Source organism: Promicromonospora sp. NPDC057138, from assembly GCF_042670845.1.
Taxonomy (GTDB): domain Bacteria; phylum Actinomycetota; class Actinomycetes; order Actinomycetales; family Cellulomonadaceae; genus Promicromonospora.
In genome coordinates this window covers 11,967-28,679 of record NZ_JBHUUX010000050.1, presented here as the reverse complement: position 1 = coordinate 28,679, position 16,713 = coordinate 11,967, and the positions used below count along the sequence as shown (strand labels likewise).

The window sequence follows — 16,713 nt, the reverse complement described above, 5'->3', positions numbered from 1 at the left end:
ACGCCCGACTGACGCGAGCCAGGCGGCCACGCGTCAGTCGGGCGTCAGGGGGCGGACGCCGTCCGCCGTCGCGAGAAAGAACGCGGCGAGCCCGACCCCGTGCTCGGCGGCGGCCGCGCCGAGCGCAGCGCGCCAGGCGAGGTCGTCGAACGAGGGCGCCGCCGGGCCGGGCCGCTCGAGCATCAGCAGGACCGACCCGCCCGGTTCGCCCAGCAGGATCTCGGACCAGGCGCGGCCCAGGTTGCTCACCATGAGCGCGTCCGGCTCCTCCGGCACGTGGTCGACGGGCACGATCACCGGCAGCGGACGGCGCTCGCCGTCCAGCATCACGAGCCACAAGGTGCGGCGGCGCGGTGTGACGCCGTCGTGCAGGAACGTCGCGAAGGCGAGCAGCGCCGCGTCGTCCCTGAGCGGTTGATCCGGGATCATCTCACTTGATGATGTCATGTAGACCAGTATGGCCACGCTTGCTCTCACAGGAGGTGAGTTATCCACAGATGACCTCAAGGTCGTGTGCCGGAGCTCCCGAAACTGGGGCTTGAAGTTGACGCAACGTCAACCTCTACCGTGGGTCGCATGCACTGGTCCATCCAAGAGATCGCGCGGCTGACCGGCGTGACCAGCCGGACGCTGCGGCACTACGACGCGGTCGGGCTCCTGCCCGCCCTCCGGACGACGGCGAGCGGCCCGCGCCGCTACGACCGCATCGCCCTGGTGCGGCTGCAGCGGATCCTGCTGCTGCGCGACCTCGGTCTCGGCCTCGGCGACATCGCCGGGGTGCTCGACAGCGACCAGGACGAGGCGAAGGCGTTGCGCCGGCACCTCGTCTCGTTGCGGGCGGAGCAGCATCGGCTGGCGCGGCAGATCGCGTCGGTCGAACGAACTGTCGCCGCTCTCGAGAAGGACCCCGAAGCGAAGGAGGACATCATGGCGAAGGACATGCTCGACGGGTTCGACCACACCCAGTACGAGCAGGAGGTGACCGAGCGCTGGGGCCGCGACGCGTACGCGACGAGTGATGCGTGGTGGCGGGGGCTCGGCGAGGACGGGCAACAGCAGTGGAAGGCCCGGGCCGAAGCCCTGCGCAAGGCCTGGACCGACGCCGCCGAGGCGGGCCTCGACCCGGCCGCCGACGAGGCGCAGGCCGTCGCCGCCCGGCATGCCGAGTGGCTCTCGTCCATCCCGGGCACGCCGGGTCACGAGCTGGGCCGCCCCGACCGGGGCTACCTGCTGGGCCTCGCGGACATGTACGTCGCGGACGAGCGGTTCGCCGCGAACTACGGCGGCAACGAAGGCGCGACGTTCGTGCGCGACGTGCTGCGCGCCTATGCGGAGCGGGCCTACCCGGACAGCGAGTCCTGACTTCACGGGCATGTGGCCATCGATCGTGCGATGGTGGTAAGAGGCGGAATCTCCGGTTCGGGCACTTCGTGCTCGAACCGGAGATCGTCGTTGGGGCTGAGGGAGGTCACGCCATGTCGTTAGCGTGCGGTCGGGGACGTCGACGACCCGGAGCAGTAGCGTCCGGACCGTGCGCTCGGTCACTGACACGTGGTTTCACAGGTAGCCTCTGACCATGCCCGAAGCCCTCGCCGCAACGCACCGGAAACCGCCTGTGACCTGCTGGTTTGCTGGACTGGCGACGCTCGATGTGATCCACCGCAGCGCCGTCCGGCCGGGGCCGAACCAGAAGGTCACCGCCGTCCGGCAGGACGTGTCGGCGGGCGGGCCTGCGGCCAATGCCGCGGTCACCGCCGCGACGCTCGGGGTGCGGGCCCTGCTCATCAGCGCAGTGGGTTCCGGCCCGGTCGGGGCGGCCGCACGCGGCGACCTGGAGCGGCACGGGGTCGAGATCCACGACGCCGCGGAGGGCCACGAGATCCCGTTGGCCGTCTCGGCCGTGGTCGTCGACGACCACACCGGCGACCGATCGGTCATCTCTCCCGACGCGACGCTCGCCGGGGACTTCGACGTCACGCCCGCCGAGCTCGACACGCTGCCCCGGCCCGACGCCGTCCTGCTCGACGGGCACCACCCCGACCTGGCGCGGAGCGTGCTCGCGTACGCGCGGGCCCTGGAACCGCGCCCCCTGATCGTGCTCGACGCCGGCCGGTGGCGCCCCGTCTTCGCCGACCTCCTCGGGGCCGCCGACGTTACGGCCAGGTCCGCCGACTTCCGCGCGCCGGACGACGCCGCTCGGTCGCGCGCGACGGTTGCCACCCACGGCGCCGAGCCCGTGACCTGGTGCGACGAGGGCGGCCTGCGTGGGTCCACCGACGTGCCCACCGTCGAGGTGCGCGACACCCTCGGCGCCGGCGACGCGTTCCACGGTGCCCTGGTCGTGGCACTCGCCCGGGGTGCCGGCCTGGAGGCCGCCGTCGAGGAGGCGATACGGGTGGCGTCCATCCGTGTGCAGCACATCGGTCCGCGCTCGTGGCTGCAGAGCCTGTCGTGCGCCTGACGACGAGCGAGCTCGTCGAGCGCGCGGCACGGATCGCCGCCGAGGCCAGCCACGCGGGCCGGGCGCGCGTCCTCGGCGTCACCGGCCCGCCCGGCGCCGGAAAGTCCACGCTGGCGGCCGCCCTGATCGACGGGCTGGGGCACGGCACAGCCGTCGTCGTCGGCATGGACGGGTTTCACCTGTCCAACGCCGTTCTGGAGGCCCGCGGCAGCCGCGACCGCAAGGGCGCCATCGACACATTCGACGACGCCGGGTACGCCGCCCTGATCAGCCGGCTGGCCGACCGGCGTCCCGGCGAACCCCCGGTCTACGCGCCGGAGTTCCGCCGGGAGATCGAGGAGCCGATAGCCGCGGGCACCGCTGTCGCCGACGAGCCGCTGGTGATCACGGAGGGCAACTACCTCCTCGCCCCCGGCGGCGCCTGGCCCGCCGCCCGCGCCCGGATGGCCGAGGTCTGGTACCTCGACCTGCCCGACGCCGAGCGCCTGCGGCGCCTCGTCGCCCGCCACCGCGCCTTCGGCAAGCCCCTGCCCGACGCCGAGGCGTGGGCGAGCGGCAGCGACCAGCGCAACGCCGAGCTCATCGCGGCCACCCGGGACGCCGCGGACCTGATCGTCGAGTGGACGTAGCTCCGGCTCAGCCGATCTCGAGGACCGCCACGCGCCAGACTCCCCGCCGTCCCTCCAGCCGAACGGCCGCCGCCCGCACCCGGCCCTCGTCGTGCAGGATCACCGTGGCCTCCGCCGACGTGGCTCCCAGCCGCACCATCCGCACGCGCCGGACCGTGGCCGCGTGCGCCTTGGGCCGGGGCGGCCGGCTGTTCTGGGCCTCCCGCATCAGCCGGCCCCGTTCCAGGAGCTGGTCGTAGACCTGCGGCGTGACCCAGCGCGCGAGCTGGGCCGCCGGGCGCTCGCCGCGGAGCACCTCCACCGCCGCGCGGACCACACGGCACACCTGCGCGGTGGGATCGGGCAGGGCCGGGTCGGGCTCGGGGGAGGGCCGCCCGGACACCGCTTCGAGGGCGGCCGCGGCGTTCTGCAGCTCCGGGTACGGCGTGCCGCCGATCCGCATCCGCCGCAGCCTTCTGCCGATCCCGGGCCCGGTGACCGGCCCGACCGGCGGCGTGGCGGGCCGCCGGGCCGGCGTCGCGGCCGTGGTGCGCAGCGGCGAGGCGGTCGCCTTCGCTGCCGGGGCCCTCGTCACGGGCGGTGGGTCCTCGGGCGGGGCGTCTGGCGGGACGTCGAGTGTGGTCATGCGGGATCTCCTGGGGACGAGGGCGGAGCGGGGCGCGGGCGTGCTGAACACGCCGGAAGTCGAACGTGTGGGTGCTGGGCCGGCGAGACCGGCGCGACACCGTCAGGGCTGGCGCAGCACCATGCCGGGGCGGATCAGGTCGGGATTCGTGCCCAGCACCGGCCGGTTGGCCAGGTGCCAGCGGGTGACGGCGGCGGCGACCTCGGCGTCGGACGGGTCCAGGGCCGCCTGCTCGATGGCGAGCCGGTCGGCCGCGATGGCCCAGAGCGTGTCGCCCGGCTCGACCACCACCACCGGATCGCGTTGCGTCCCCGCCTTCAGACCCCGGTTGACCAGCGACGGCCGCTCGGGTGCCACGCCGGAGCGCGGCGACATCGACCGGTCCGGTATGCGCCCGCCGGTGGCCGCCCGGTCGCCGGCCGCGCCGTTCGTCGGCTGCCAGCCCAGCTCGACGGCGACGACGGGATGGTCGGTGGACGTGGCAGGCCCGGTGCCCCAGCCGGGCAGCGCCATCGCCGTCGGGACGGTCAGGGCGAGGCCGATCCCCGCGCCGGCGGCTGCCCGGGCGAGACGGCGTACGACTGCCGGCGCGTGCCTGGCCACCGCCCGTTCGCCCGCCGCCCAGCGCCGTCCTCGCCGGCCGGCGAGGACACAGGCCAGGGCGATGAGCGCGTGCAGGCCCGTCCATCCCGCGACGACGGTGCCGACGGCGACCGCCGCGAGCTCGACGATGTCCTCGACCGGGAAGAGCGCCGAGCCGAGCGCGGCGCCGACCTGCCAGGTGCGCCCACCGAGCGTGCCGGCGGCCGCGACGAGCGCGAGCCCGAGCGCCAGCAGTCCGGCGAGCCCGCGCCGGGCGCCCTGATCCAGGACGGCGTTCTTGTGACTGAGGGCGTTGTTCGGCATGGTTCCCCCTGCAATGGTCGAATTCCGGACAGGATGGACCCATCAGCGAACTTTGATAGTTGTTGATGGTGTCCGGTGCTCGATATTCAACCTGGGTCCCGTCGGGGTGTCTACCGGAGAGCGGGATGGCTGTGGATAGCGCAGGGTGTCTTCATGGCATCTGGGTACCCGGCCGGCCCCACGCGCTGGGAGGCGCTCTTCGGGGACCTCGAGGCGCAGGCCCGCGCGCAGTCCGCGGCCGAGGCCGACGCTCTCGTGTCGGAGCTCACGCGCGCCGAGCACGCGACCATGACGCTGGCGGACCGGTTCCGCGCGGTCGTCGGGGCGGTGGTCACGCTGGAGCTGCTCGACGGCGCACCGCTGCGCGGCGTCGTGCGGGAGGCGGCGGACGAGTGGACCCTGCTGCAGGGCGTGCGGCCAGAACCGGCGAGCCAGCACCTCGTGCCGCTGGCCGCGGTCGCGGGCGTGCACGGGCTGGGTCGCCAGGCGGCGTCCGCGACGTCCCGGCGGGACGCCCTCGGGCTCGGCCCGGTGCTCCGGACGCTTCAGCGGGACCGGGCGCGAGTCACGGTGCGCACGCTGGGCGGCACCGTGGGTGGCCGGATCGCGCGGGTCGGCCGCGACCACCTGGACATCGATGTGCTCGACGACCGGGGAACACGGCTGGTTCCGTTCTCGGCGTTGCTGGCCGTGAGCGAGGCGCCCTGAAGCGATCGAGAATGCCGGTTAATGGAGAGCGGGACCGGTGTCACTCCTGTGGAGTGGGCCGGTCCCGTCGGTATGCAGCTGGGGCTTTCAGGCGTCCGTGGTCGCAGAGCCCTTGAGTCGCTCGCGGCTCTTTGCATACATGCGCTCGATGTATGCCTCGAGCTCCGCGGCTTCGACGCGCCAGACCTTCTTGGGGCCCACCTGGATGGCGGGAAGGTCGCCGGTCCGAACCAGTGCATAGCCCTGGGCCATCGAGATGTTCAGGGTCTCGACCACATCGGCCAGAGAGAGAAAGCGCTTTTCCATGGGAACAGTGTGGCACGAGACACCGACATGAGGGGGTTATCCACAAGAAGTGTTTATCTGATGCCGGATCGGCGGCCTTCGATCACTATGGTTCCGGCGCTCTGCCTACGCTGCGCGCCATTGTGTCCGGATCGACACTTCAACTTGTACTCGACGCTCTACCCAAAGTCCACCAAAGTACGCGGAAGGACCGAGATGACGTATGCCCCGGCCGCCCCGGCGCCCGCACTCCAGGGGCAGGGCCTCCCTGAGCCGGTGGCGGCTCGGCTGCGCCGGCCGCGCTGGCGCGACCCGCGGTTGCTGACCGGCATTGTCATCGTCGCGCTGTCAGTGGCGCTCGGCTCGTGGTTGGTCTCGTCGGCCGGCCGCACGGTCCCCGTCTTCGTCGCCGACGGCGCGCTGACGCCCGGCGAGCCCGTCACCGCGGACGTGCTCCGGGTCGCCGACGTCCGGCTCGGTGCCGGGACGAGCCGCTATCTCGCCGCGGACGAGCCGCTGCCCGAAGACCTGGTGGCGCTCCGTGTGGTGGACGACGGCGAGCTGGTCCCGCTGACCGCCCTCGGGGCCGACGCCGACGTCCGGTCCGTCGCCGTACCCGTCGGCTCCGGCCTTTCCGACCGGATCCGGGCGGGCGCGGTGGTGGACCTGTGGTTCGTGCCGGACGCGCCGGTCGCGCCGGAGCCGGCGGCGGACGGGCCGGAGCCGAGCACGCTCGCCAGCGACGTGGTGGTCGAGCAGGTCGACGCCGAGGAGGGCGCGATAGTCGTGGACGGCACGGTCACGCTGCACGTGCTCGTCCCGACCGACGCGCTGCCGACCGTGCTGACGGCGCTCTCCGGCGCGGGCACGGTCGCGGTCGTGCCGGTGGCGGGCGGCGTCCGATGAGCGAGGAGCGGATGGTCACGGTCCTGGTCGCGGTGCACGCGCCCGACGACGAGGCGGCGGCGGTCACCGTGCTCGGCGCGCAGCCGCAGGTCACCGTGGCCCGGCGGTGCGCCGAGCTCAGCGAGCTGCTCGCAGCGGCCGAGGCGGGCGCGGGCACGGCCGCCGTCGTCTCGGGGGACCTGCCCGGCCTGGATCGGGAGGCGGTGGCCCGGCTGCGCGGCGCGGGACTGCGCGTGGTCGCGATCGAGGACCCCACAGCGCCCGCCGAGCGGCTCGCGGGGCTCGGCTGCGACGTCGTGGTCGCGGGCGGGGACGCCGAGAACCTGGTCGCCGGGGTCCGCGGCGACGCGCCAGAGGCGGCCGAGCCCGCCGTCCTCGCGCCCGATCTCGGGGGCAGGTCCGGCACGATCATCGCCGTCTGGGGTCCGGCCGGCTCGCCCGGCCGGACCACCACCGCCATCGAGCTCGCCGCGGCCCTCGCGGGCATCGGCGCCGCGGCGCCGCGCCGCTCCGGCCTGCTGCGCCGACACCGCCCGGCGCCCCGGCCGCACGGCGCGGACACGGTGCTCCTGGCCGACGCCGACACCTACGCGTCGTCGGTCACCTCCCGCCTCGGGCTGCTCGACGACGCGCCCGGCCTGGCCGCCGCCGCCCGCGCCGCCGGGCGGGGCGTGCTCGACGTCGTGACGCTCGCCCGGCACAGCCCGGTCGTGCTGCCGGGCGTGCGCGTGCTGACCGGCATCACGCGCGCGTCGCGCTGGCCGGAGCTGCCCGCGACCTCGCTCGACATGGTGTTCCAGCGGTGCCGCGAGCTCGCGTCCTGGACGGTGGTCGACTGCGGGCCGGTCCTCGAGGCCGACGAGCTGCTCATGTACGACACGCGGGCGCCGCAGCGCAACGGCGCGACGCTGAGCGCCCTGCAGGCCGCCGACATCGTGGTGGTGGTCGGCGGGGCGGACCCGGTGGGGCTGCAGCGGCTGGTCCGGGGCCTGGAGGACCTGCGGGACGTCGCAGTGCCCGTGTCGGCGGCGCGCCTCGTGGTGGTGAACCGGCTGCGCGACGCCGCCGTCGGACGGCGGGCCGAGTCCCAGGTGCGGGACGCGCTCGCCCGGTACGCGGGGGTCGACGACGTGCACGTCGTGCCCGACGACCCGTCCGGCCTCGATGCCGCGTTGCTGGCAGGCCGGGTGCTCGCCGAGTGCGCGCCCGGCTCCCCGGCGCGGGCGGCGTTCGTGGGCCTGGCCGGCCGGGTCCGGGAGCTGGTGCCGGTGGCGGTGTGAACTGGCCGGACCAGGAATCCTGGGTAACAATCCGCCTTATCGGCGCGGCCTGGGACATGAATTATGTCCCGCGGCGCTAGGTTGTCAGCGTGGCCGCCATGACGAAGGACAACTACGCCGACGACCTACGCCTGGCGCACGTGATCGCCGACCAGGTCGACTCCATCACCATGTCTCGGTTCAAGGCGCTCGACCTCAAGGTCGAGACCAAGCCCGACCTGACGCCGGTGACCGACGCCGACCGCGCCGCCGAGGACTTCATCCGCGGCCAGCTCGCCCGCGCCCGCACGCGCGACGCGATAGTCGGTGAGGAGTACGGCTCCGCCGGCAACGGCGCGCGGCGGTGGATCGTGGACCCGATCGACGGCACCAAGAACTTCGTGCGCGGCGTCCCCGTGTGGGCCACGCTGATCGCCCTCGCCGACGGCGAAGAGGTGGTCGTGGGCCTGGTCAGCGCGCCGGCGCTGGGCCGCCGCTGGTGGGCGGCGAAGGGCTCGGGCGCGTGGACGGGCAAGTCGCTGGCCGCCGCGAGCCGCATGTCCGTGTCCGGGGTGTCCCGGATCGCAGACGCGTCGTTCAGCTACGCGTCCCTCGGCGGCTGGGAGGAGCGGGGCTCGCTCGACGGGTTCCTCGACCTGACGCGGGCCTGCGCGCGCACCCGCGGGTACGGCGACTTCTGGTCGTACATGCTCGTGGCGGACGGCGGCGTCGACATCGCGGCCGAGCCCGAGCTCGAGGTGTACGACATGGCAGCTCTCGTGCCGATCGTCACCGAGGCGGGCGGGACGTTCACCTCGCTCGACGGCAAGCCGGGTCCGTGGGGCGGCAACGCGGTGGCGACGAACGGCAAGCTGCACAAGGCAGCGCTCGACTACCTCGCCTGACCACCGCCCTCACGCCCACAACCAAGCGAGCTCGCGTCAGGCGCGCGGGACGTTCTTGATCTCGGTCCAGTCGTACCAGAGCAGGTCGCGGTCGGTGACTCGCTGCAGCGCCTCGTCGAGGGCTGTCTCCGACTCCTCGCCGACCTGTGTGGTCGCCTCGGCGTCGCTCTCCTCGTCGGCGGCCCTGAGCACGTCCGCGATGTCGGTGGCCGCCGCGGGCTCGTCGATGTGCACGCAGACGATGGCGACGCTCTCGACCGTGGTGGTGACGTCGATCTCGGACGCGACCACCTCGTCGTCGTCCCCGCCGCCCGACGCCGGGGCGACCGCCGGGTCCGGGACCTCCAGCGTGATGATGACGCGCTGGTGCGGGGCGTCCGGGCGGGACGCGATGAGGGCCAGGGAGTCGTCCGCGGCGTTGAGGGCGGCTACGTACTCCAGGCCCTCGGCGTCCTCGTCCGGCAGGGCGGCCTCGAGGTCCTTCGTGACGGCGTGCGCGCGACGCGGTGCGACGGTCCAGCGGGCGGCGTCGGTGGTGTGGGTGACGGCGTCGAGCTCGTCGAGCGTGGCGGGCACGTAGATGCGCATGTGCTCAGTCTGTCATCGCCCGGCGGGGCTCAGCTCGACGGCGCGGCCCTCGCGCCAGGACCGGTAGGCGGCCTCGACGATGGCGGTCGTGCGGATCCCGACTTGCCCGTCGGGCTGCGGCGTCGCCCCGGTGCGGACGGCGTCGAGGAAGGTCGCCAGGAGCGTCTCGTCGAGGTTCGGGCCGTAGCCGAGCGCCAGCTCGTTCGCGGCGAGCTCCGACCAGCCGGAGACGCGCGGCGCGAACGGGTCGACGTCGATCAGGCCGGCGTCGGAGACCACCGAGAGCGTCAGGCCGCCCCAGATCGAGTGCGAGGCCGGACGGGACCAGCTGCAGTCGATCGTGAGGTTGGTGCCGTCGGCGTAGGTGACCGTGACGATGCCCGCCGTCTCCACCGCGGCGTCCGGGTGCAGCAGGTTGTTCGCGGTCGCGTGCACCCGCACGGCCGGGACGCCGTCGAGCAGGGCGTCGACCAGGTCCGCGAGGTGCACGGTGTGGTCGGTCATCGCGCCCCCGCCCGCCAGCGCGGGGTCGGTGAACCAGGCCCGCGCCGCGGGCACCTGACCGTTGTTGGTGCCCGTGATCGCGTGGATCTTGCCGATGGTGCCCGCCAGGTGCTGCTCGCGCAGGTCGGTGAAGGCGGGGGAGAAGCGGACCGGGAACGCCACCATGAGCGGCACCCCCGCGGCCGCGCAGGCGTCGACCATCGCCTCGGCGTCGGCCACCGACGTCGCCAGCGGCTTCTCGCAGAGCACCGCCGCCCCGGCAGCGGCGGCCGCCTCGACGTGCGCGCGATGGCGGGTGTTCTCGGAGCATACGACCACGGCGTCCGGCCCCCAGGCCAGCAGCTCGTCGTAGGTGTCCACGTAGTCGACGCCGAGCTCCGCAGCCAGCGTGGCGCCACCGGACTCGCCCGCCGGGCGGGTGGCGGCGTCCGGGTCGGAGGTGAGCAGCTCGACGTCGGGCATCGCCGCGAGCAGGCGCGCGTAGCCGAGGGCGTGGGTGTGCGCGAACGACATCAGGGCGACCTTCATCGTGCCTCCTCAAGGTTGTAGGGCTGGTTGGCGGGCAGGTTGTCGGGCAGATCGGGGGTCGGGCCGCCTGCCGGCTCGGCAGGGATGGTGACGGCTTCGCCGAGGGCGAGGGAGCGGCGTGCGGCGTCGGCCAGGCGGACGGCCTCGAGCCCGTCCGCCGTGGTGACCCGGGGCTGCGGGCCGCCCTGGAACGCCGCGAGGAACTCCCGCAGCTCGGTCTGGTACGGGCTCTCGCCGAGCGCCGGCTGCGGCGCGTACCCGTCGGCTCCCGCGCCCGCGCCGTTGACCCAGGTGGTGGGGTTGGTCGCGGAGTCGTACCGCAGCACCCCGCCGGTCCCGGCCACCTCGAACCGGGTGCGGAAGGCCACGGGCCGGGCCGACCAGACCCCGCCGATGCTGCTCACGCTGCCCGAGGCGTGCGTGAGCACCACCTGCGCCGCCACCGTGCCGGACCCGTCCGGCACGGAGCGCACCGCGCGCAGGGACGCGACGGGTCCCGCGTTCCAGCGCGCGAAGTCGATGTCGTGGATCATCAGGTCCATGATGATCCCGCCCGAGAGCTCCTCGTCGAGGAACCAGGGCGCGACCGGCATGCCGCCCTGGCGGTCGTAGCGCTGCACGGCGAGCGTCCCCAGGGTGCCGTTCTCGACGGCGTCGTGCACCACCGCGTGCTCCGGGAAGAACCGGACCACGTGCGCCGGGTACAGGCCGACGCCGGCGGCCGCGCACGCGGCGATCATCGCCTCGGTGTCCTCGACGGTGAGCGCGAACGGCTTCTCGCACACGATGTCGCAGCCGGCAGCGGCCGCGGCCTCCACGAGGGCCCGGTGCGTGAACGTCGGGGTGCAGACGTCGACGACGTCGCACCGGGCCAGCAGGTCGTCGAGCGACGCCGCGACCTGCCCGCCGTGCCGGGCGACGAGCTCCGGTGCGCCCACCCGGCTGTGGACGACGACGTCCACCCCGAGCCGTAGCCAGCCCGCGATATGGGCGCCGGCGATCCCGCCGGCGCCGATGATTCCGACAGTCGTCATGGGTGGTCCTGTCCTGTCTCTTCGTGTGCCTCGGTCGTCACCATGCGATCACCGCTGCTCGTCGAGGGCAGCCTGAGCCTTCTCCGCCGCCGTCTTGAGGGCCTCCTCCGGAGTCGACTTGCCGAGCAGCGCCTTCTCGATCTCCGTAGAGAGTGCGGCGCTGATGCCGCTGTACGCAAGGATCGAAGGGCGCGCCTCGGCGTACTCGAGCTGGTCGTAGAACACCTGCTGGCGCGGGTCCTCCTCGAGGAAGTCGGTGAACGCCTCCGACTCCGCCGTCTCGATGTTGGTCGGCAGGTACCCCGAGGCGATGCACCACTCGGCCTGGACCTCGGGCGAGAGCCAGTACTGCAGGAAGTCCCAGGCTCCGGCCTCCTCCTCGTCGGTCCCCTCGAGGATGTAGGAGTTGTTCGTGCCCGTGTTCATCGCGGGCTGCTCGATCTGCGGGAACGTGGCGACGCCGACGTTCTCCGCGCCGAGCGCCTCGTCGAGGATGCCGAGGTTGTACGCGCCCGTGATGACCATGCCGACCTGGCCGCTCTGCAGGCTCGCGATGCCCTGCCCGTCGGCGTCCGTCTGCAGGCTGGAGGGGTAGGCGACGCCGTCCTCCACCATGTCGGTCCACGTCTTCAGGGCGGTCACGCCCTCGGGCGAGTCGAAGGCGACCTCGGTGTTGTCCTCGTTGAGCAGCTCGCCGCCCGCGCTCCACAGCATCGCCTGCCAGCTGAAGACAGGCCACTCCCCGGTCCCGATCGGGAGATAGATGCCGTAGCGGTCGTCGGTGGTCAGCGCCTCGGCCGCGTCGGCAACCTCGTCCCAGGTGGTCGGGACCTCCAGGCCCGCCTCGTCGAACATCTCCTTGTTGTAGACGAGCCCGAAGTCCCCGGCCTCCGTCGGGAGCGAGTACACGGTCCCGTCGAAGGTGCCGGTCGCGAGCATGCCCTCCGTGAAGTTGTCCCGGCCGACCTCCGTCTCCGGGTCGTCGATCAGGTCGTCGAGCGGGAGCACCTTTCCCGTCTCGATGAGCTGGGCGAGCATCTGCGGTGTCGAGTCGCCCAGCTGCATGTTCGGGCCCTGGTCGTTCTGCACGGCGCTCAGCAGCTTGGCCGGGAGCTGGTCGCCGGTCCCGGAGAACTGCGTCTCGACGACGTAGTCGTCCTGCGACGCGTTGTACTGCTCCACGAGCTCGGCGAGCTTGATCTCGGCCTCACCCTTGACCCCGGACCAGACCAGGATCGGGGTGGGGCCGCCCTCGCCCCCGCCGTCGGCGCCTCCCTCCGAGAGCCCGCCCGTCGAGCAGGCGGTGAGGGAGAGGGTGAGCGCGGCCAGGGCGGCGACGGTGCCGCGACGCGAGAACGGTGAGGGGCCTTTTCTGAGCTGCATCGTGAGTCTCCTGGTGATGAGAAGGGCTAACGAAGGCCGCCGGACATGGCGGTGACGATCTGCTTCTGGAAGAAGAGGAAGACGACGAACACGGGCAGGATGGCGAGGGTCGACCCGGCCATCAGCAGGTTGAAGCTCGTGCCGTGGGTCGACTGGAGCTGGGAGAGCCCGATCGGGATGGTGAAGAACTCCGTCCGGTTCACCGCGAGGAACTGGAAGAAGAAGTTGTTCCAGTTGTAGACGAACGCCAGGATCGCGAAGCTGCCGACCATCGGCGCCGCCATGGGCGCCATGATCGACCGGAACCGCCGCCAGACGCCGGCGCCGTCGATCCGGCTCGCGTCCTCGATCTCGCCCGGGAAACCCTCGAAGAACTGACGGAACAGGAAGACGCCGAGGATCGACGGGATGTTCGGGATGATGAGGCCCTGGTAGGTGTTGAGCCACCCCAGCGACGCCAGCAGGCTCATCAGCGGCGTGAACACCACCTCGAACGGCACCAGCAGGGCCGCCAGGAGCACGACGAAGAGCACGTTGCGCCCCCGGAAGTGCAGCCGCGAGAAGGCGTACCCGGCCGCGAGACTCGTGACGACCTGCCCGATCGTCGCGGCGACCGTCACGAAGATGCTGTTGCCGTAGTAGAGGCCGAACGGCACCGCGTCGAAGAGGGTCAGGTAGTTGTCGAGCCGCCACTCCTGCGGCAGGAACGTCGGCGGGAACGCGAGAGCCTCCTGCGAGGACTTCAGGCTCGCCAGGACCATCCACACGAACGGGCCGAAGAACACCACGGACGCCAGGATGAGGACCACGTGCCGCAGCAGGTGCGGAAGGGCGCGACCGAGCGGGGTGCGTGCCATGTCGCGCCTCAGCTCAGCTCGACGGTGTCGCGCCGGGAGATGACGGTGAGCTGCGCGATCGACGCCACGATGCCGAAGATGAGCAGCAGCACGGCGCCGGCGCTCGCGGAGCCGCCGTCGAACAGGACGAAGCCCTGCTGGTAGATCCAGTACAGGACCGTCTCGGTGGAGCCCAGCGGGCCGCCGCCCGTCAGCACGTACACCTGGGTGAAGACCTGGAGCGAGCCGATCACCCCCGTGATGGCGAGGAAGCCGCTGGTCGGGGCCACGAGCGGGAGCGAGATCGAGAAGAAGCGGCGGATCGGGCCGGCGCCGTCGAGCGTCGCGGCCTCGTGGTAGCTCGGCGGCACGTTGGTGAGCGCGGCGGAGTAGATGATCATCGTGTAGCCCACGAGCTGCCAGGTGGAGAAGATCACCACGGAGACCAGCGCCCAGGGCTCGGTCGTCAGGAACGCGATCGGGCGGACGCCGAACAGCCCGAGGAACTGGTTGACGAGCCCGCCGAGCGGCGTGAGCAGGAAGCTGAAGATCAGCGCGCTGCCGACGATGGGGGCGATGTACGGGGTGAAGATCATCGTCCGGTAGAGCGCCCGCCCGCGGAACGGCGTCGCGAGCAGGGCCGCGAACACCAGCCCGAGCGCCATCGAGCACGGGACGACGGTCACCACGTAGACGAGGGTGTTCGCGACGGCGCGGCCGAACTCGGGGTCGGTCAGCACGTGGGCGAAGTTGGCGAACCCGACGGACGTGGTGACGAGCCCGGTCCCGGGGTTCCAGTCCGCGAACGAGAAGACGACGGTCTGCGCAAGGGGCCACAGGTAGAAGACCGCGAGCAGGACCGCCGTCGGCGCCACGAGCACGTAGCCGGCCCTTCCCTCCGCGCGCCGGTGCTGGTTGACCGGTTCGACTCGGCGGGCGGCGGTGCGCCGGGCAGGCGGCGCCGCGGGCGTGTCGATCAAGGTGTGCTCCCTTGCATCTCGGTGGCCGTGGCCGGTGCGAGCGTCGTCACTGACGCTGACACTATGGCGTCCGAATGCCATGCGCTGTTTCTCGCACGTTACAGTTCGAAAACCGAAAAAACTAGGTGGGTGTCGGAGGGAGAGCGGGATGGCTGAGCACTACCGTGTGCCCGTGCAGAGTCCGCGATCGCGCCAACGCACCGAGCCTCCGGCGTCGCTCGGCGAGATCTTCACGCTGGTGCGCCAGGGCATGCGCACCCGCGGCGAGATCGCCCGGGCGACCGGCCTCGCGCCGTCGACGGTCTCGCTCCGGATCGAGGCGCTGATCCAGGCCGGTCTGCTGGAGGAGCGGTCCGGCGAGGCGGCCACGGGCGGACGGCGGGCGCGCGAGCTGCAGGTCCGGGCCCGCGCGGGCGTCGTGGCGGCCGCGACCCTCGGGTCGACCCACCTGCGGGTCGTGCTCGCCGACCTGTCCGCCGCCGTGCTGCACGACGCCGAGGCACCGGTGGACGTCTCCGTCGGGCCGGAGGCCGTGGTCGAGGAGGTCTGGCGCCGGATCGCGGACGGCCTGGCCGCGACCGGGCTGGAGCCAGACGCGCTCCGCGGCCTGGCGCTCGGGGTGCCCGCGCCGGTGGACTCGCGGGCGGGGACGATCGCGCCGTCGGTGCAGCTCCCGGGGTGGGACCAGGTCCGCGTCTACGAGCTCCTCGGGGCGCACACGGACGCGCTGCTGCTCGTCGAGAACGACGCGAACCTCCTCGCCGTCGCTGAGGCGGCGCTGGCCGGCCCGGCGGTCGAGCACCTGCTCGCCGTCAAGGTCGGCAGCCGGATCGGCTCCGGCATCATCTCCGCCGGCGTCCTGCACCAGGGCGCGAGCGGGGCCGCGGGCGAGATCAGCCACACGCCGACCGGCGGCAAGTCCGCGATCCCGTGCTCCTGCGGCACCGACGACTGCCTCGAGTCGGTGGCCAGCGGCAGCGCCGTCGCGGCCCGGCTGCGCGCCGCGGGGCGGGACGTGCCCGGGACGGCGGCGCTGCTGGAGCTCGCGCTGGTCGGCGACCCGCAAGTGGTCGCCGAGCTCCGCGAGGCCGGACGACGGGTCGGCGAGGTGCTCGCCGAGGTGGTGAACTTCCTGAATCCCCACGCCGTAGCGTTCGGCGGCGTGCTCTCGACGTCGGCGCCCTTCGTCGCGGCCGTGCGCGGCGTCCTCTTCCAGCGCTGCCTGCCGATCGTCTCGGCGGTGCTGGACGTGCGCGAGGGCCGCGGCGGGCCCTCGGCCGAGGCGCTCGGCGGGGTCCGGCTCATCCTGGAGCGCATCCTCACGGCGGACGCCGTGGACAAGCTGGTCGCGGAGCGCCGGTCCGCGAAGACTGCCTGACGGGACGACGGCAGGCGGCCGACGCCGGATGTCCACCCCGTCCACTCCGTGCGAGTGGAGTGGCGGTGTCACCGAGTGGCCGTACCCTCGTGTGCGGCGTAGGGGCGGGACGCCGAGGACAGGGGTAGACGTCGAGGGCGGGAGTGCGAGATGGGTGCCAAGACCGCGATGCTGGTGTACGCGGACGGGGACGTGGCGGCAGGCCTGGAAGGAGCGGCGGAGTTCGCCGACGAGGCGGGCGCGGCCGAGCTGCTCGGCCTGCTGTGGCCGCCCGCGCGGATCCGTCCCGACGGCGAGGAGCCGTGGGAGCTCGGGGACGCGGTCTTCCCGCCCCAGGGCCGGGCCTGCGCGCTCTCGACGCCGGAGGTGGACGTCCTGTGCGACCAGGCGCTCATGCTCGACCGGCCCTCGCAGCTGCCCGCGCACCTGGTCGACGCGAGCATGGGCCGCACCCTGTACCTGCACGCCATGCACAGCGTGGTGGACTGGTTCGCCTTCGCGGTGTGGCGGGACGGGACGCTCGTGCGCTCGCTCAGCCTCTCGCCGGACGACGGCATCCTGGAGGACATGGGCGAACGGCTCGCCTTCGAGGAGCCGTTCTGGGCGGGCGAGCATCCGGCCGGGGGCGACTACGCGCTCCCGTTCCACCCGCTGGAGCTGGGGGAGCACGCCCTGAGCGAGTTCTTCGGGTTCAACATCGAGGGGGCCGACGACGGCGGCCCGTCCGCCGGGCGGCTGGACCCGTGGGCCGTGGAGCTGTTCGGCTTCCAGGTCGGGTAGCCGCCGGGCTCGACAGAT

At 72.9% G+C, this 16,713-nt stretch carries 19 protein-coding genes; 9 read left to right on the top strand and 10 right to left on the bottom strand.

The window, feature by feature from the left end:
• Positions 1-33: 33 nt before the first annotated feature.
• Complete coding sequence (locus ACFT2C_RS21695; RefSeq protein ID WP_377209156.1) at positions 34-447, bottom strand: hypothetical protein; 414 nt, start codon at positions 445-447, stop codon at positions 34-36.
• Positions 448-576: 129 nt separating this feature from the next.
• Between ACFT2C_RS21695 and ACFT2C_RS21690 the strand changes: the two genes are divergently transcribed.
• The 3 genes from ACFT2C_RS21690 (at position 577) to ACFT2C_RS21680 (ending at position 3,090) form a co-directional block, all read left to right on the top strand.
• Positions 577-1,362, top strand: a complete 786-nt coding sequence (locus ACFT2C_RS21690) for a MerR family transcriptional regulator (RefSeq protein WP_377209155.1) — start codon at positions 577-579, stop codon at positions 1,360-1,362.
• Between the two features lie 214 nt (positions 1,363-1,576).
• The gene (locus ACFT2C_RS21685; protein WP_377209154.1) at positions 1,577-2,461 is read left to right on the top strand and encodes a PfkB family carbohydrate kinase; all 885 of its coding nucleotides are present in this window, start codon (positions 1,577-1,579) and stop codon (positions 2,459-2,461) included.
• Positions 2,434-3,090 carry a nucleoside/nucleotide kinase family protein gene (locus tag ACFT2C_RS21680; protein WP_377209153.1) on the top strand — a complete coding sequence of 219 codons (657 nt, stop codon included), beginning with the start codon at positions 2,434-2,436 and terminating at the stop codon, positions 3,088-3,090. The genes ACFT2C_RS21685 and ACFT2C_RS21680 overlap by 28 nt, the downstream gene beginning before the upstream one ends.
• A gap of 7 nt (positions 3,091-3,097) precedes the next feature.
• On the opposite strand, the gene ACFT2C_RS21675 is transcribed toward ACFT2C_RS21680, so the two are convergent.
• Together ACFT2C_RS21675 and ACFT2C_RS21670 are read right to left on the bottom strand one after the other, a co-directional pair.
• Positions 3,098-3,715, bottom strand: coding sequence for an Rv3235 family protein (locus tag ACFT2C_RS21675; protein ID WP_377209152.1), 618 nt, complete (start codon positions 3,713-3,715; stop codon positions 3,098-3,100).
• Positions 3,716-3,817: 102 nt separating this feature from the next.
• Positions 3,818-4,621 carry a hypothetical protein gene (locus ACFT2C_RS21670; RefSeq protein ID WP_377209151.1) on the bottom strand — a complete coding sequence of 268 codons (804 nt, stop codon included), beginning with the start codon at positions 4,619-4,621 and terminating at the stop codon, positions 3,818-3,820.
• Between the two features lie 153 nt (positions 4,622-4,774).
• Between ACFT2C_RS21670 and ACFT2C_RS21665 the strand changes: the two genes are divergently transcribed.
• Positions 4,775-5,329, top strand: coding sequence for a hypothetical protein (locus ACFT2C_RS21665; protein WP_377209150.1), 555 nt, complete (start codon positions 4,775-4,777; stop codon positions 5,327-5,329).
• Positions 5,330-5,416: 87 nt separating this feature from the next.
• Here ACFT2C_RS21665 and ACFT2C_RS21660 read toward each other — a convergent pair whose 3' ends face one another.
• Positions 5,417-5,635 carry an AlpA family transcriptional regulator gene (locus ACFT2C_RS21660; protein ID WP_116673897.1) on the bottom strand — a complete coding sequence of 73 codons (219 nt, stop codon included), beginning with the start codon at positions 5,633-5,635 and terminating at the stop codon, positions 5,417-5,419.
• 195 nt (positions 5,636-5,830) lie between these two features.
• Here ACFT2C_RS21660 and ACFT2C_RS21655 point away from each other — a divergent pair, with 195 nt between their 5' ends.
• From ACFT2C_RS21655 to hisN, 3 genes are all read left to right on the top strand, one after another.
• On the top strand, positions 5,831-6,520 hold the full coding sequence (locus ACFT2C_RS21655; protein ID WP_377209149.1) for a hypothetical protein: 690 nt from the start codon (positions 5,831-5,833) through the stop codon (positions 6,518-6,520).
• The gene (locus ACFT2C_RS21650; protein WP_377209148.1) at positions 6,517-7,800 is read left to right on the top strand and encodes a CpaE family protein; all 1,284 of its coding nucleotides are present in this window, start codon (positions 6,517-6,519) and stop codon (positions 7,798-7,800) included. The genes ACFT2C_RS21655 and ACFT2C_RS21650 overlap by 4 nt, the downstream gene beginning before the upstream one ends.
• A gap of 98 nt (positions 7,801-7,898) precedes the next feature.
• Positions 7,899-8,684, top strand: coding sequence for a histidinol-phosphatase (hisN, locus tag ACFT2C_RS21645; RefSeq protein ID WP_377209171.1), 786 nt, complete (start codon positions 7,899-7,901; stop codon positions 8,682-8,684).
• 36 nt (positions 8,685-8,720) lie between these two features.
• Here the strand turns inward: hisN and ACFT2C_RS21640 are convergent, their stop codons facing one another.
• Genes ACFT2C_RS21640 through ACFT2C_RS21615 form a run of 6 tightly spaced genes read right to left on the bottom strand, consistent with a single transcriptional unit; the run spans position 8,721 to position 14,537 of the window.
• Complete coding sequence (locus tag ACFT2C_RS21640; protein WP_377209147.1) at positions 8,721-9,272, bottom strand: DUF6912 family protein; 552 nt, start codon at positions 9,270-9,272, stop codon at positions 8,721-8,723.
• A 12-nt stretch (positions 9,273-9,284) separates the two neighbouring features.
• Positions 9,285-10,304: a Gfo/Idh/MocA family protein gene (locus tag ACFT2C_RS21635; protein ID WP_377209146.1), complete on the bottom strand. Its 1,020-nt coding sequence runs from the start codon at positions 10,302-10,304 to the stop codon at positions 9,285-9,287.
• Positions 10,301-11,338 (bottom strand): Gfo/Idh/MocA family protein, encoded by a 1,038-nt coding sequence (locus tag ACFT2C_RS21630; RefSeq protein WP_377209145.1) that lies wholly within the window; start codon positions 11,336-11,338, stop codon positions 10,301-10,303. The genes ACFT2C_RS21635 and ACFT2C_RS21630 overlap by 4 nt, the downstream gene beginning before the upstream one ends.
• 48 nt (positions 11,339-11,386) lie before the next feature.
• A complete protein-coding gene (locus ACFT2C_RS21625; protein WP_377209144.1) occupies positions 11,387-12,721 on the bottom strand; it encodes an ABC transporter substrate-binding protein in 1,335 nt (444 codons plus the stop codon).
• Positions 12,722-12,747: 26 nt separating this feature from the next.
• Entirely contained in the window at positions 12,748-13,578 is an 831-nt protein-coding gene (locus ACFT2C_RS21620; protein WP_377209143.1) for a carbohydrate ABC transporter permease, read from the bottom strand.
• A gap of 8 nt (positions 13,579-13,586) precedes the next feature.
• A complete protein-coding gene (locus tag ACFT2C_RS21615) occupies positions 13,587-14,537 on the bottom strand; it encodes a carbohydrate ABC transporter permease (protein ID WP_377209142.1) in 951 nt (316 codons plus the stop codon).
• A gap of 172 nt (positions 14,538-14,709) precedes the next feature.
• Here ACFT2C_RS21615 and ACFT2C_RS21610 point away from each other — a divergent pair, with 172 nt between their 5' ends.
• A complete protein-coding gene (locus ACFT2C_RS21610) occupies positions 14,710-15,915 on the top strand; it encodes an ROK family protein (RefSeq protein ID WP_377209141.1) in 1,206 nt (401 codons plus the stop codon).
• Positions 15,916-16,065: 150 nt separating this feature from the next.
• Positions 16,066-16,695, top strand: coding sequence for a DUF6928 family protein (locus tag ACFT2C_RS21605; protein WP_377209140.1), 630 nt, complete (start codon positions 16,066-16,068; stop codon positions 16,693-16,695).
• Positions 16,696-16,713: the final 18 nt, after the last annotated feature.

Coding starts and splice junctions, on each gene's coding strand:
- ACFT2C_RS21685 (WP_377209154.1), top strand. CDS start 1,577: ATGCCCGAAGCCCTCGCCGCAACGCACCGGAAACCGCCTGTGACCTGC.
- ACFT2C_RS21675 (WP_377209152.1), bottom strand. CDS start 3,715: ATGACCACACTCGACGTCCCGCCAGACGCCCCGCCCGAGGACCCACCG.
- ACFT2C_RS21630 (WP_377209145.1), bottom strand. CDS start 11,338: ATGACGACTGTCGGAATCATCGGCGCCGGCGGGATCGCCGGCGCCCAT.
- ACFT2C_RS21670 (WP_377209151.1), bottom strand. CDS start 4,621: ATGCCGAACAACGCCCTCAGTCACAAGAACGCCGTCCTGGATCAGGGC.
- ACFT2C_RS21605 (WP_377209140.1), top strand. CDS start 16,066: ATGGGTGCCAAGACCGCGATGCTGGTGTACGCGGACGGGGACGTGGCG.
- ACFT2C_RS21620 (WP_377209143.1), bottom strand. CDS start 13,578: ATGGCACGCACCCCGCTCGGTCGCGCCCTTCCGCACCTGCTGCGGCAC.
- ACFT2C_RS21695 (WP_377209156.1), bottom strand. CDS start 447: ATGACATCATCAAGTGAGATGATCCCGGATCAACCGCTCAGGGACGAC.
- ACFT2C_RS21650 (WP_377209148.1), top strand. CDS start 6,517: ATGAGCGAGGAGCGGATGGTCACGGTCCTGGTCGCGGTGCACGCGCCC.
- ACFT2C_RS21625 (WP_377209144.1), bottom strand. CDS start 12,721: ATGCAGCTCAGAAAAGGCCCCTCACCGTTCTCGCGTCGCGGCACCGTC.
- ACFT2C_RS21655 (WP_377209149.1), top strand. CDS start 5,831: ATGACGTATGCCCCGGCCGCCCCGGCGCCCGCACTCCAGGGGCAGGGC.
- ACFT2C_RS21665 (WP_377209150.1), top strand. CDS start 4,775: ATGGCATCTGGGTACCCGGCCGGCCCCACGCGCTGGGAGGCGCTCTTC.
- hisN (WP_377209171.1), top strand. CDS start 7,899: ATGACGAAGGACAACTACGCCGACGACCTACGCCTGGCGCACGTGATC.
- ACFT2C_RS21690 (WP_377209155.1), top strand. CDS start 577: ATGCACTGGTCCATCCAAGAGATCGCGCGGCTGACCGGCGTGACCAGC.
- ACFT2C_RS21635 (WP_377209146.1), bottom strand. CDS start 10,304: ATGAAGGTCGCCCTGATGTCGTTCGCGCACACCCACGCCCTCGGCTAC.
- ACFT2C_RS21660 (WP_116673897.1), bottom strand. CDS start 5,635: ATGGAAAAGCGCTTTCTCTCTCTGGCCGATGTGGTCGAGACCCTGAAC.
- ACFT2C_RS21640 (WP_377209147.1), bottom strand. CDS start 9,272: ATGCGCATCTACGTGCCCGCCACGCTCGACGAGCTCGACGCCGTCACC.